This is a genomic window from Nocardia coffeae (genome assembly GCF_019890715.1).
GTDB classification, from domain to species: Bacteria; Actinomycetota; Actinomycetes; order Mycobacteriales; family Mycobacteriaceae; genus Nocardia; species Nocardia jiangxiensis.
The window spans coordinates 171,941-185,113 of the sequence record NZ_JAINZY010000011.1 but is presented as its reverse complement, the minus strand read 5'-3'; the positions used below and the strand labels follow the sequence as shown (position 1 = coordinate 185,113).

At 66.7% G+C, this 13,173-nt stretch carries 13 protein-coding genes and 1 pseudogene; 5 read left to right on the top strand and 9 right to left on the bottom strand.

The window, feature by feature from the left end; all coding sequences use genetic code 11:
* Nucleotides 1–19: 19 nt before the first annotated feature.
* Nucleotides 20–610, bottom strand: a complete 591-nt coding sequence (locus K7711_RS33220) for a TetR-like C-terminal domain-containing protein (RefSeq protein ID WP_222974400.1) — start codon at nt 608–610, stop codon at nt 20–22.
* A gap of 64 nt (nt 611–674) precedes the next feature.
* On the opposite strand from K7711_RS33220, the gene K7711_RS33215 reads away from it, so the two are divergent.
* Nucleotides 675–1,211: a glutathione peroxidase gene (locus tag K7711_RS33215; protein WP_222974398.1), complete on the top strand. Its 537-nt coding sequence runs from the start codon at nt 675–677 to the stop codon at nt 1,209–1,211.
* A 113-nt stretch (nt 1,212–1,324) separates the two neighbouring features.
* On the opposite strand, the gene K7711_RS49070 is transcribed toward K7711_RS33215, so the two are convergent.
* The 4 genes from K7711_RS49070 to K7711_RS33195 form a co-directional block, all read right to left on the bottom strand.
* Nucleotides 1,325–2,377 (bottom strand): helix-turn-helix domain-containing protein, encoded by a 1,053-nt coding sequence (locus K7711_RS49070; RefSeq protein WP_222974396.1) that lies wholly within the window; start codon nt 2,375–2,377, stop codon nt 1,325–1,327.
* A complete protein-coding gene (locus K7711_RS47970; RefSeq protein WP_222974394.1) occupies nt 2,362–3,054 on the bottom strand; it encodes a TetR family transcriptional regulator in 693 nt (230 codons plus the stop codon). Before K7711_RS47970 ends, K7711_RS49070 begins: the two co-directional genes overlap by 16 nt.
* A gap of 253 nt (nt 3,055–3,307) precedes the next feature.
* Nucleotides 3,308–3,817, bottom strand: a complete 510-nt coding sequence (locus K7711_RS33200; RefSeq protein WP_222974392.1) for a hypothetical protein — start codon at nt 3,815–3,817, stop codon at nt 3,308–3,310.
* Nucleotides 3,818–3,897: 80 nt separating this feature from the next.
* A complete protein-coding gene (locus K7711_RS33195; RefSeq protein WP_222974390.1) occupies nt 3,898–4,890 on the bottom strand; it encodes an oxidoreductase in 993 nt (330 codons plus the stop codon).
* A 483-nt stretch (nt 4,891–5,373) separates the two neighbouring features.
* Between K7711_RS33195 and K7711_RS33190 the strand changes: the two genes are divergently transcribed.
* Both K7711_RS33190 and K7711_RS33185 read left to right on the top strand, forming a co-directional pair.
* Nucleotides 5,374–6,564, top strand: coding sequence for an acyl-CoA dehydrogenase family protein (locus K7711_RS33190; RefSeq protein ID WP_222974388.1), 1,191 nt, complete (start codon nt 5,374–5,376; stop codon nt 6,562–6,564).
* Nucleotides 6,557–7,759, top strand: a complete 1,203-nt coding sequence (locus K7711_RS33185; protein WP_222974386.1) for an acyl-CoA dehydrogenase family protein — start codon at nt 6,557–6,559, stop codon at nt 7,757–7,759. The genes K7711_RS33190 and K7711_RS33185 overlap by 8 nt, the downstream gene beginning before the upstream one ends.
* Nucleotides 7,760–8,237: 478 nt before the next feature.
* On the opposite strand, the gene K7711_RS33180 is transcribed toward K7711_RS33185, so the two are convergent.
* The 4 genes and pseudogenes from K7711_RS33180 to K7711_RS33165 form a co-directional block, all read right to left on the bottom strand.
* The gene (locus tag K7711_RS33180; protein WP_222974384.1) at nt 8,238–9,224 is read right to left on the bottom strand and encodes an alpha/beta hydrolase; all 987 of its coding nucleotides are present in this window, start codon (nt 9,222–9,224) and stop codon (nt 8,238–8,240) included.
* Nucleotides 9,225–9,232: 8 nt separating this feature from the next.
* Nucleotides 9,233–9,748: a VOC family protein gene (locus K7711_RS33175; RefSeq protein WP_222974382.1), complete on the bottom strand. Its 516-nt coding sequence runs from the start codon at nt 9,746–9,748 to the stop codon at nt 9,233–9,235.
* 143 nt (nt 9,749–9,891) lie between these two features.
* A pseudogene (locus tag K7711_RS33170) lies at nt 9,892–10,684 on the bottom strand (SDR family NAD(P)-dependent oxidoreductase).
* Between the two features lie 310 nt (nt 10,685–10,994).
* On the bottom strand, nt 10,995–11,987 hold the full coding sequence (locus K7711_RS33165) for an alpha/beta hydrolase (RefSeq protein ID WP_222974380.1): 993 nt from the start codon (nt 11,985–11,987) through the stop codon (nt 10,995–10,997).
* Between the two features lie 381 nt (nt 11,988–12,368).
* Between K7711_RS33165 and K7711_RS33160 the strand changes: the two genes are divergently transcribed.
* Together K7711_RS33160 and K7711_RS33155 are read left to right on the top strand one after the other, a co-directional pair.
* Nucleotides 12,369–12,512, top strand: a complete 144-nt coding sequence (locus K7711_RS33160; protein ID WP_222974378.1) for a hypothetical protein — start codon at nt 12,369–12,371, stop codon at nt 12,510–12,512.
* Between the two features lie 62 nt (nt 12,513–12,574).
* Entirely contained in the window at nt 12,575–13,072 is a 498-nt protein-coding gene (locus tag K7711_RS33155) for a flavin reductase family protein (RefSeq protein ID WP_222974375.1), read from the top strand.
* The last annotated feature ends 101 nt before the right edge of the window (nt 13,073–13,173 follow it).

The window sequence follows — 13,173 nt, the reverse complement described above, 5'->3', positions numbered from 1 at the left end:
TATGGGCGCGTGCTCCGTGTCAGCGGTCGCGCGGGCTCAGACCGCCCAGCAGGAGGCTTATCAATTCCTCGCGTCGGCCGACGGGCAGGACGTCGGCCGGGTGAGTGGAGGCCCGGAACGCGATGGTGCCGGTGATGGTGTCGGCCACGGTGGCGGGGTCGATGTCCGCGCGTACCTCGCCGCGGGCGACGGCGTCGTGGAGCGCGTCCTCGATCGCCGCGAGACAACGGTCGATCGAGTCACGTGTGAACACGGCGTACATGTCCGGGTAGTCGGCCATCTCCGCCGCGCAGCGTTGCAGGATGCTCAGCCGCGGCTCGACGAAGACCTCGGCGATCCGGTCGAGCAGGATCCTCAGATCATCGCCGATCGTTCCGGTGTGCGGTGGGACCAGTCCGGCGGCGAGAGTCGACATCCCGGCCAGAATGAGATCCTCGCGCCGGGGCCAGCGCGCGTAGATGCTGCGTTTGGCGGCGCGCGCGCGGGCGGCCACCGAGGTGATGCTGAATTCGGCGATGCCCCGCTCCGCCAGCTCCTCGACCGCGGCGTCGAGTACTCGCTGATCGACGGTGTCGTCGCGGGGTCGTCCGCGGGGCCGGGTCGAGGTCACCTCGGCAGCATATATGGCACGGTACCCGTTGCATAATTATGTGGACTGAAATACGCTCGGCGCTATGACAATTCACGAATTCTCCGTCACCACCGCCGACGGTGAAGACCGTTCGCTGGAGGCCTGCGCGGGCCGCGTGGTGCTCATCGTCAATGTGGCCAGCAAATGTGGTTTCACGCCCCAGTACGAAGGTCTCGAGGCGCTGTACACCAAAGGCCGGGACCGTGGGCTGGAGATCCTCGGATTCCCGTGCAACCAGTTCGGAGATCAGGAACCCGGTGCGGATGCCGAGATCCAAGAGTTCTGCTCCACGAATTACGGTGTCACCTTTCCCGTTTTCGCCAAGATCGAGGTCAACGGGCCCGAGGCAGATCCGCTGTTCACCTACCTGCGCGCGGAGGCGCCGGGAGATTTCGGTCCCTCGGCCGGACCGCTGTACGAGCACGTCAAGGCCACTCGTCCGGAAGCGATCGGCACCGACGAGGTGAAGTGGAACTTCACGAAATTCCTCGTCGGCCGCGACGGTAAGGTGATCCGCCGCTTCGAGTCGACCGTGACGCCCGAACAGATCGAATCCGAGATCGCCGACCTGCTGGATTGATGCTGCGTACCACCGCGGGATGTTCGCTCCTACCCGACACCACCGGCCCGGCCGAACGCACTGGGCCGGAGGTTCGCCGGTTCGCGGACTATCTCTCGATGCGTGACCTTCGATCACCGGCAGACGACGGTTGCCGGCGCACTCGCCGGATGTTGCCGGTCCGCGGCCATCGCGATGCGCCAGAGCGTCAAAGTGGTACTCGCGCGGGCATATCCGCTGCTGCTGAGCGGGGGATACCCGAGCTGGCGTTCGAGCCAGTCGATGCGCTGGCGCATGGTCGAGTGGTGCAGGTTCTGCAGACGGGCGACCTCGCGAATGCTGCTGTGACTCAATACCGCCTCGAGTGTCGCGACGACCCACGGCCGCTGGGTTTGCAGCTCGATAACCCGGCGCACGTCGGGTGCTTGCGCGGCCGCGTCCGCGTCGACGCTTTCCACGACGGTGGCGATGCAGCCGAGTTGGTCATAGCGCACGTGCGTGGGTTCGCCGGTGGTGAGTTCGACCGCGATGCGTAGTGCGGTCCGGGCGTGCTGCCACCCACGGGGGACCTCGGCGGCGGTGCACGTGTGCATCCCGGCGGCGATATCGCGCGGAATCGCTTGCGGCGCCGTGGATCCGGCGAAGAGATTGATCTGATGGTCGTCGACGACGAGCCCCGGTGGCATACGCCGCGCATCGGCGGCATGGGTTACCGCGACCGTCACGGTCGGCCCCACACCCAGTCGACGCAGTGCGTTGTCACGTTCGGCCGGAAGCACATTCGGATCGCAGACGGTGCGCAGCGCGGCAACGACCGGGGACGTGTCGCGAGACTTCTTGACCGCGTGCAGACTGCGGGCGAATCGTTCGAGGATCAGATGGTCCAGGGGCCAAGCCGATTCGTCCCGGTCCAGCCAGACCGTGATCTCCTCGAACCGCTGTACCTGACGTGATGGGGTCTCGCTGCCCACATCGGCAAGGGTTCGACCGGCAGCGTTCACGCCGAGTCGAAGGCCGCGTTCCGGATCCTCGAGCCCGGCGGGGCAATCGGCCAGAGCCGCAGCGGCCCGGAGCATGGCCAGCGCCGAAGACCTCTGGTCGACCAGCGTGTCGAAATGCTCGATCACCCGCAGCGCCTCGGCCGCACCGCCGTCGATCGTATTGAGCCTGACTATCCACTCCCGCACGAACGGACTCCTCGATCTTCACGCACAAGTCTCGGGCTCGTGCCATCGGTGCCGGGGTTCACGGGTGGCGCTTCCGCACCAGCGGCCGCGGGGAACAGCCTCGCGACGGCGGCGACGATCGCGGCCCGGCGCGCCGCGAAGGAAGGGTTGCGAATCTGCCCGTCGGCGAGCGCGACCACGCCGGGCTGCCACGCCCAGGCCAGCGCGATCTGGTTGACCAGGACCATGATGTCGATCGGGTCCCAGGCCGGATCCAGATATCCGGCCGCCTGTGCCTGACTCAGCTGCTCGATACCGCTGCGCACGGTCTGCCGCACGGATTCCTGAAAGGGGTCGCCGGGCGCCTCGGCGTCGGTGACCTCCAGCAGATTCCAGTGCATGAGCCGCAGATGATCGGGATGAGCCATGAAATAGTCGTGCACCCTGCCCGCGTAGCCGGGCAGGTCGGCGGCGTCCATGCGAGTGGCCTCGGTCATCGCGACGAGCTCGCGATCGGCGACGAACCGGTAGAGCTGCTGTTTGCTGCGAAAGTACGCGTACAACCGTTCCTTACTCGTCTTCGCCCGTCCAGCGATCCGCTCGATGCGAGCCCCGGCGATTCCGTACTGGGCGAACTCGTCGGTCGCGGCGGTGAGTATGCGCTCGCGGGTGGTATCGGCTTCGGAGGAAGTGGCCACGGTCACAGCCTACCAAACCAAACTGTTTGGTGTGGCCGAAGCTGGAAGAGTTCGCTCAGGTATTGCTCGAGAGCGGGGTCGCGATCCCCTCGGAGTCATTCGCGGTGCCGGACCCGAGGGGATCGCGCCGATCACGATGCGCAGCGATGGCGACGGCAAACCGCACCAGTGGAGGCGACGTACCCGTGATGTCCCGGATACCGGTGCCCGGAACACCTTCGGTATGTGCTGCGAACGATGTCGGCGGCTCTGTTCAGTGGTTGGTGTTGGCGGCGTGTGTGGCGGCGCGGTCGAGTCGTGGCTTGGGGGTGGGGACAGTGTCCTCGAGCCGTGTGACGCCGGGGATGTCGCCGAAGTCGGGTCCGAGGATGTCGGCCATGGCTTTGGCGAATGTGGTGTCCATGTACATGCGTTCGCCGGCGATCTTGTCGCCCGCGAAATCCATGGCGACGAAGTATTGGCCGGTGACTCGGCCTTCGGGGGTGTCGATGTAGACGTAGGCTTCGCGGGCGAGGCTGGTCGGTGAGGTGGCGTGGACTCGTTTGTCGGCCCAGAGGTTGTGGACGTCGCCGCCGTGCAGCAGGCGCTTGTAGGTTTCGCGGACCGCGTGTTGTCCTTCGATGCGCCAGCCGAGGGCGGGCAGTTCGTAGACGGGGTTGTCCACGAGTGTGGCCATGGTGGCGTCGAGGTCGACGTTGAACTCGGCCGTTTCGTGCATGGCCAGCAGCTCTTCCATCTGTTCCAGACTCAACTTGTTTTCCATTGCGATCGTCCTCTTCTTTGAGGTTGTCGCCGCGCAGACCGTCTGCGCGGCGCGAAGAAAATGTCGTGCTCGGGAACGCCCTAGATGCGCACGATCGTCCGGCCTTTGACTGCGCCCGTGAGGATTTCGGCGGCGACGGCGGGAATGCCGTCCAAGCCGACTTCGTGGGAGATGCTCTCCACCAGGTTCTTCGGCTTGAGGTCCGTGCCGAGACGCAGCCAAACCGCGGCGCGTACATCCTGCGGGCACATCACGGAGTCGATGCCCAGGAGATTGACGCCGCGCAGAATGAACGGCAGCACCGTGGTGTTCACCGCCGGACCGCCGGTGAGTCCGCAGTTCGCCACGGAGCCGCCGTAGCGGGTGGTGCGCAACAGGTAGGCGAGCGTGTCGCCGCCGACCGGATCCACCGCTCCGGCCCACAGCTCGGCCTCGAGCGGGTGCGGCACTTGCGCGGAAACCGCTTCGCGGCTGAGGATTTCGCTCGCACCCAGCTCCTCGAGATAGGCGTGTTCGGCGGCCTTGCCGGTGCTCGCGACGACTTCGTGGCCGAGGCCGGCGAGCATGCTCACCGCGGTGCTGCCCACGCCGCCGGTAGCGCCGGTCACGAGCACGCGGCCGTTGCCGGGCCGCAGCCCGTTCTGCTCGAGCCGTTGGATCGACAGGGCTGCGGTGAACCCGGCGGTACCCAGCGCCATTGCCTCCTGCAGGGTCAGCCCCTGGGGGAGCGGCTCGAGCCAGTCGCCGGACAGCCGCGCGTATTCGGCGTAGCCGCCCCAGCGGTCGGTGCCCAGGCCACGCCCGATCGCAATCACTTCCTGGCCGACGGTGAAGCGTGGGTCGCTCGACTCGGCGACAGTGCCCGCGATGTCGATGCCCGGCACCATCGGGTACGAGGTCACCACGGGGCTCTCCGGCAGGCAGGCGAGGCCGTCCTTGTAGTTGACGCTGGAGTACTGCACGCGCACGGTGACGTCGCCTGTGGGCAGGTCGTCGAGCGTGAGCTGCTGTACACCGGCACTGAACCCGGCTTCGCTCTTGTTGACGACGAAAGCGTTGAAGGACTTGGACATGACACCTTCCTGGATCGGGCATCCGGGGACGTCGCCGCGACCGGCTGGCCGACGGCAAGGAACGGGTCTCGGGCGAATTCCCTGACCGGTTGCGGTCGCTGGAACCAGATCTCGGGGCAACTCGGAGGAGTAGATAGATTAATCTACTCGGAGAGTAGCTGCATTTCTCCCGCTTCGTCAACGGTCGCGCGTTGCTTTCGGTGCGATACCGCCGCAGTAGGCTCGAGCCGCTTCCTCCGCGGATCATCTTCGGGCCGCACCGCGACGCTCCTCGTTGACGCGGCGGAGGGCAGGGTCTAGTGTCGACAAATTAGATCGTTCTATCTAATAGTGTCGCTCTGTCCGGCCGTCCAGTGCCGCCCTGCCTGTGCGTGCACGAACTCGACAGCGAGATTCGGGACCGAAGGATTGCCGGAGCAGCGTAACGAAAGGGAGCCGAATGCGACCGTGCGGCAAGTGCGCCTTGATAATTGGAGCCGAGGTTTGAGTACCGATTTCGATTCGGCGCGAGTGGCGGCAGCCGCGCGGGCCGTGGTGCGGGACCGCGACCCGCGTTCCGTTCCGGTTTCCGAGTTCCTCGGAGCCTGCTTCGATGCGGGCTTGTCCTGGGTGCATTTTCCCGAGGGGCACGGCGGACTCGGCGTCTCGCGCGGCCTCCAGTCCGTGGCGGATGCGATCCTTCAGGAGGCGGGCGGCCCCGTTCCATACAGCTTGAATCCCATCGGCTACGGCATGGCCGCGCCGACCCTGCACGAGCATGCCCAGAGTGAGGAACTGAAGCGTAAGTGGCTGCGCCCGTTGGCGAGCCTCGAGAACGTCTGGTGCCAGCTGTTCTCCGAACCGGGAGCCGGATCCGACCTGGCCGGGCTCGCCACGTCGGCCGTCCGCGACGGCGAGGACTGGGTTGTGAACGGGCAGAAGGTGTGGACCACGCTGGCACACCGCGCCAGGTGGGCGCTGTTGATCGCGCGTACCGATCCGGATGTCCCGAAACACAGGGGCCTCACGTACTTCGTCGTCGACATGCGCGCACCCGGCGTCGAAACCCGCCCGTTGCGGCAGATTACCGGCGACGCGGAGTTCAACGAGGTCTACCTCACCGACGTCCGCATCCCGGACGCGCATCGGCTCGGTGCGGTCGGCGACGGCTGGCGGGTCGCGATGACCACCTTGATGAACGAGCGCACCTCGATAGGTGCCAGCGGTACTCGTCGCGGTGACGGCGCCATCGCTGATGCCCTCGCACTGTGGGCGCAGCGGCCGGACCGTCACACCCCGGTGCGGCGGGACCGGTTGGCCCAGCTCTGGCTGCGCTCGGAGGCACAGCGGCTCACCTCGGAGCGCTCCCGCGCCACCGCGACCGTCCGCGGCCCCGGCCCCGAGGGGTCGATCGGCAAGCTCGTGGGCGCCGAGTCGAACCAGCGCGTCTACGAGTTCTGCATGGATCTGCTCGGCCCGGAGGGCCTCCTGTACGGCGACTACACCATGCGCGACATCGATACCGTCGAGGACTATCCCGAAGTGCAGCAGCGCTTCCTGCGCTCGCGCGCCAACACCATCGAAGGCGGTACCTCCGAGGTGCTGCGCAATATTCTCGGCGAGCGGATCCTGGGCCTGCCCGGTGACCTGCGCGCCGACTCCGGACGACCCTGGCGCGAGGTGCCCCGTGGCTGACAACACCGTGACCGACGAAACGTCCACTGCGAGTGCGGAATTCGCGTTCACGCCGGAGCAGCAGGAGCTGCGTGCCGCGGTGCGCCGCTTCTGCGCGGAGCACTCCGACGAGGCCACCGTCCGGCGGTTGATGAAGTCCACACCTGCCTTCGACCAGAAGGTCTGGCTGCGACTGGGATCCGAACTGGGCGTACTCGGGCTCGGTGTGCCGGAGGCGCTCGACGGCTCGGGCGGCGGCATCGTCGACGCCGCCATAGTGGTCGAGGAACTGGGCGCGGCCCTGTTCTGCGGTCCCGTCTTCGGCACCCTCGCGTTGTCGATCCCCGCGCTCGTCGCGTCACCGGACACACCGGCACGTACCGAGACCCTGGGCCCGCTCGTCGCGGGCGTCCGGACCGCCGCATTCGCCATCCCGGACCGCGGCGGCCGCTTCGCCGCCGACGCGGTGACGTTGCGTGCCAACGCATCCGGCGACACGTGGACCGTCTCCGGAACCGTCGAGCGGCTCGTGGACGCGGGCGCGGCGGACGATCTGCTCGTCGTCGCGAACGGGCCGGGCGGGGTGGCATTGTTCGTCGTCGACGCCACCGGATCCGGGGTGGAGCGCATCGCGTTGTCCACGATGGACTCGACCCGGCCGCAGGCCGCAGTTCAGCTCGTCGACGCTGCCGCCCGTCCACTGGCCGGGCCCGCGGAGACGCCCTGGATCTGCGAGCGTGCGCTGCGGGTCGGTGCGGTGCTGCTGGCTGCCGAGCAGGTGGGCGGCGGCCGGCACCTGCTCGATCTGAGCGTGTCGTACGCCAGGGAACGGCTGCAGTTCGGTAGGCCCATCGGGTCGTTCCAGGCGGTCAAACACCGCCTCGCCGATATGCTCGTCGACCAGGAGCACGCCCGTTCCGCCGCCTATCACGGCGCATGGGCACTGCAGGACGGCACCGATGATCCCGCCGTCGCGGCGTCGATCGCACAGGCGATCTGCTCGGCCGCGTACACCCGCATCGCCGCCGATACCATTCAGGTGCACGGGGGGATCGGATTCACGTGGGAACACCAGGCGCACTTGTATTTCAAGCGTGCCTTCACCGACGCCGCCCTCCTCGGCAGCGCCGAGGAGCACCGCGACCGGATCGCCGAACTCGTGCTCGATACCCATACGGGCGATTACGAAGTCGTGGTCGCGACAGGGCGAAGCTGAACGGCGCCAACCGATACGCAGGTGGCCCTCGCGCTGCCGGTCGACCCGATCATCGAGCGTGGCCGACTTCGTCTTTTCACCAAGGCCATCGGTGAAGCGGATGCGGTCCGTACCGTCGTGGACGCGGCTCGGCAGACGTGCCATCCCGATCTGCCGGGCCCCACGTTCTGCTACGGCCTTCAGCTGGAGACACCCGGCTCGTTCGGGTGTCTGTCTCTGGGCACTCGATGTGGACCTGCGCCAGGCGCCGCACGGTGTGGTGTCGTTCGTTCATCACCGCCCGGCTCACGCCGACCCTGCGGACCGGGATCGCCGACGTCTACAGCAAATAGGTTGGCGCGCTGTAATTCCCGGCCGAGCATACCGGCATCATTTCACGCTGACAGCCAATGAGCTGCCGTCGATCGATTGGGGTATCGAAGGGCGGCAGTCTCATTGGCTGCTGATTCAGAGAACTTCGGTCGAATCGGGCTGATGCTCAGTGCTTCAGCGCGCGACGGATGAACTCTTCTCTCGTCGAGAGCGACGCCTGGGAGATCGCTGCGGTCGAGATGTTCTCGTAGCCATGGAAACCGCCGGCCCACATGTGCAGATCGACGCTCACCCCCGCCAGGCTCAACCGGGTCGCGTAGTCGAGGACCTCGTCGCGGAAACCCTCCGCCGAGCCGACATCGATGAACGCCCTGGGCAGCCGGGACATGTCGGATGCGCGTGCCGGTGCCGCGTAGCAGGACACGTCCTCGGTGCCCCGTCGGTCGCCGAGCAGTGCGGTCCAGCCGTACAGACTGCCGATGCGGTCCCAGCTCCCGTCGTCGTCGAGCATCACGGAGCTGTGCGTTTCATAGCGGTCGTCGAGCATCGGGCACACGAGAACTTGATGGGTCACCCGCGGAGCACCCTGGTCTCGCGCCATCAGCGCGACACCTGCGGCGAGTCCGCCGCCGGCGCTGGTGCCGGCGACGATGACGTGCGACGGATCGAATCGCAGAGCCCCGGTGTTCTCGATGCACCAGGCGAGGCCGTTGAAGCAGTCCGTCACCGGCACCGGATCCGGATGCTCGGGCGCGAGCCGGTACTCGATCGACGCGACGACCGCCTGTCCGTCGGCCACGTGCGAAAGGAAATCGCCTAGTCCCAGATGGCGCCCGCCCGCGACCATCGCACCGCCGTGGATGAAATAGATCAATGGCCACGGGCCTTGCCCCTGCGCGGGGGACAGGACGACCATGGGCAGTTCGGCGTCCGGGGTTGCGGCGGTCATCTCGTCGACGCGAACCCGGCCGCCCACGGTCAGGTCCACCGGTTCGGTGCCCGGCACAGCCTTCAGGGTGAGCTCACGGATCTGCTCCAAGGTCTCAGCGCCCAACGGCGGCACAGCATTTCGCATTGCGGCGAGTCCGGCAACCAGCTCCGGATCGTACGGTGGCCGCGGCAGCCGCACACCGCCGGGCGTGTTCTCGGTCATGCCAGGAGTCATTCGGCGGTGCCCGCGGGTGCCATCGACTGCTGGGCCTTGATGATCGAATCCATCAACGACGGCTTATCGGTGGCGAAGGCCAATTTCTCCATGCCGCCATACGGGTTCTCGAAGCCGGCGACTTCCTCGGGGGAATTGTCTGCATACACTTCGAGTTCATTGCCATCGGGGTCGAAGAAGTAGACGCTCTTGGTCACTCCGTGGTTGACGGTGTAGGCGATCTCGACCTTCTCGCTCAGCAGCGTTTCGTAAGCTTCGATCAGGTCGGTTTCGTTGCGAAGCTTGAACGCGAAATGCTCCATTCCGACCTGATAGAAGGCCCCGTCGGGGGCCTCGGTGCCGAGCTCGGCGATACCCAGTTCGTGGTGGTCGCGTCCCGTCGACAGGAACACGACACTCGGATCGATTCTGCCCATGACCTTCAGTCCGAGGATCCGCGTGTAGAAGTCGAGCGACTTCTCCAGGCTGCGGACCTTGATGACAACGTGCGCGACCCGCTCGATTTTGATCATTCTGGTTGGCCTTTCAACTTCTGACTTCACGTGATGTGACGAGATGAGAATACTAGATCAATCTATCTAGAGCGAGGGAATCTCGTTGCCGCATCGCGCCGCGGGGTGGAACGGCGATGTCCGTGCCCGCGCCGCGCGTCGGTTTACGACGCGATGGGGTTCTTCCCGGCGACCAGCATCTGCGCCGCGAGGTCGGATCCGTACCGGTTGTCGAATTCGGTGAAGGCCCGCTCGACCTCGCGGTGCACCCCGAGCACGAGTGGCTCCCAGTCGCGGTGGGTGACGATCACGAACTGCTGATCCCGCATCGCCTGGACGACCTGCTCACCGACGCGATCGGGATCGGCGCCCTGGGTCAGCAGTGCGCCATTCTGTTCCGCGACAGCGGCATTGGGCTCGCGGCCGAGCAGCTTCGCCTGTCCTTCCTCGCCGGTCTCGTTGATTCGGGTGGCCACCGAGCCGGGACACAGCACGGAAACGCCGATATCGGTGCCGCGCAGTTCTTCGCGGAGCACCATCGAGAAGCCGACGCTGGCGAACTTCGAGGACACGTAGGCGCCGACAGTGGCCATCGGCACCAGACCGGCCATGGAGGCGGTATTCGTGAACCCAGCGCCACACCTCCAGCGGAGTTTCCTCGATCGCCCCGCCACCGTTCACACCGGCGTTGTTGCACAGGATCGAGATCGGGCCGAGCGCCGACTCGGCGTGATCCGCGGCGGCCTCCCACCGCGAGGCGTCGCTGACGTCGAGTTCCACCGCGGTGACCACGCCACCGGCGTCAGTCAGTTCCTGCACGACGTCGGCGAGCCGCGAGCCGTCGATATCGGCGAGTGCAACCTTGGCTCCCGCCGCGACCAGCGCCCGTGCGATGCCGAGTCCGATCCCCGATGCGGCGCCGGTGACGAATGCCGCTTCTCCCGCGGGCCAAACCATGATGTGCTCCTGTCCTTCGATGACGGTCGTAACCTGTTGTGGAACAATGGAATCGGGTGCCTCAGGACATCAGGGCCGCCATGTCGCGACTCGGCTCGGCACCGTCCCAGTCGGCCGCGACGGCCACGAGGGCGTCGAACATGTGCACGGCGGGACCCTGTCGGCTCATCAGCTCGGTCATGCAACCGGTCATCGGGCGGTGTCCACATAAGCCACGGGTGTCAGGCCGCCGACCGATCCGGTCATCACGACCTCGAAGCCGTGCTTCTCGTAGCTACGGCACTGGGCGTCGACATCCGGCTGATCATCGCTATCGCTCCAGTGCCCGGCGGATGAATTCGTCCCGAGCCGCGAGCGACGCCTGCGAGATCGCCGGCTGGCTGATCCCGATGTCGAATCCGTGGAATCCGCCGCCCCACATGTGCAGGTCGACGCCGACTCCCGCCTGGGACAGGCGCTGGGCGTAGCCGAGGGCTTCGTCGCGGAAGCCCTCGGCCGATCCGATATCGATGAAGGTGCGCGGCAGGCCGGCCAGATTCTCGGCTCGTGCGGGTGCCGCGTACGGGCTCACATCGGCGGTGCCCCGACTGTCACCGAGCAGAGCGGTCCACGCCCAGAGGTTTTCGTTGCGATCCCACGCACCTTCGCGGTCGAGCATCCGGGCACTGTGGGTCTGCAGGCGGTCGTCGAGCATCGGGCAGCCGAGGATCTGATGGGTGAGTGCCGGGAATCCGCGGTCCCGGGCCATCAACGCGACGGCCGCGGTGAGATTGCCGCCACCGCTGAACCCGATGGCGATGATGTGGCCGGGATCGATGTTCAGCAGGTCGGCGTTCTGTGCGGACCAGCGCAGGCCGGCATAGCAGTCCTCGACCGGCGCCGGATGCGGATGTTCGGGGGCGAGGCGATACTCGATCGACACCAGGACCGCCTTGCCTTCGGCAATGTACGGCAGCATTTCGGACAGGGCGCTGTGACGGTTGCCGGCGACCATCCCGCCGCCGTGGATGTAATACAGCAGCGGCCACGGACCCGTCCCGAATGCCGGTGTGAGGACCGTCAATTCGAGCTCCCGCTCCGGGCCGGGAATCGTCCGCTCATCGACGCGGATCGCGCCACCGACCGTCAGGTCCGGCGGTGGCTGGCCCGGGAGTCCGGTGCTCGACAGCTCGCGAACCTGGCCCAGGGTGTCGGTGGTCAGCCACGGAACGAGCGAACGGAACGCCTGCAGGACGGGAACCAACTCCGGGTCGAACGGCGGCCGCGTCGGAGTAGTGCTGGTGAACACGGTGGTGTGCGTCATGGAATTCAGTCAATCCGTCGATGGCGCGTGGTCGTAGCCACCAAACGACGTCATTGCCGCGCGATACATCCGCCAGATGGCGGTGCACGTAGATGGTCGCGCAGGACAACTGCGATGCTCGTCAGCCATTGGCATTGCCCCGATATCGGTTCCCTCTACGCCATCGACGCAGTTCGCGAAAACCGAAGCGCGCGTTCGTCAATGGCGCGGGCGCTTGCGGAGTCACGGGTACCCGGAGTCGGCGAATGCGCGAAGGGCTGTTGACGCGGCGCGAGACAGCACCTTACGCTCGACTAGATCAATCTATACAGCTACCTGCCGTGCGGTCCGTGTGCAGTCGTAAGTGACGCGCCACCGGTCGCCGAATGTTGGGAGAATCCCGTGAATCAGCCCGACCCCGTCGTCCTCGTGGCGACCCTGGTGCCTCAGCCGGGCGCTCAGCTCGAGGGCCTGCTCATCGGGTCGCTGGATGTCACTGTGCTGCAGCCGCTTCCGGCGGGCGACGTGAAACTGCCCCAGTTGTGAGGCCGGCCGCGCAGCGGCGGGCGAGTGCCGCGCTCCACCCGAACGAAAGGCCGACCGGAACGATGATCGCGTTCGAACCGATATCCGCCGACCCGGGCTTGCTGCGCCGGGCGTTCGGATGCTTTCCCTCCGGCGTCACCGCGGTGTGCGCGCTGGTCGACGGGGAACCGGTCGGCATGGCGGCGAGCTCGTTCACCTCGGTGTCGGTGACGCCTCCGCTGGTCTCGGTGTGCTTCCAGGAATCCTCGGCCACCTGGCCGAGACTGCGTGACCGGCCGCGGCTGGGCATCAGCGTGCTGGCCGAGGGCCACGACGACATCTGCATGAACCTGTCCCGCAAGTGCGACGACCGATTCGCCGATATCGCCTGGGATCACGCGGCCCATGGCGGGGTGTTCGTCCACGACGCCACCGCGTGGCTCGAGTGTTCGCTCTACAGCGAGGTTCCGGCGGGCGACCATACCGTCGCGCTGCTCGAAATCCACGGGCTGCGTGCGGATCCCGAGGCCGCACCGCTCGTCTTCCACGGCAGTCGGTTCCGTCGGCTCGCCGCCATCTGATCCGGCCGACGAGGAGTAGCGCCAACCGTGACGGGCATCAGATCGGCTTGCTGCGACTTCCGGTCACCCTGTTCGCTAGCGTGAAGGCGGCACCGGACTTG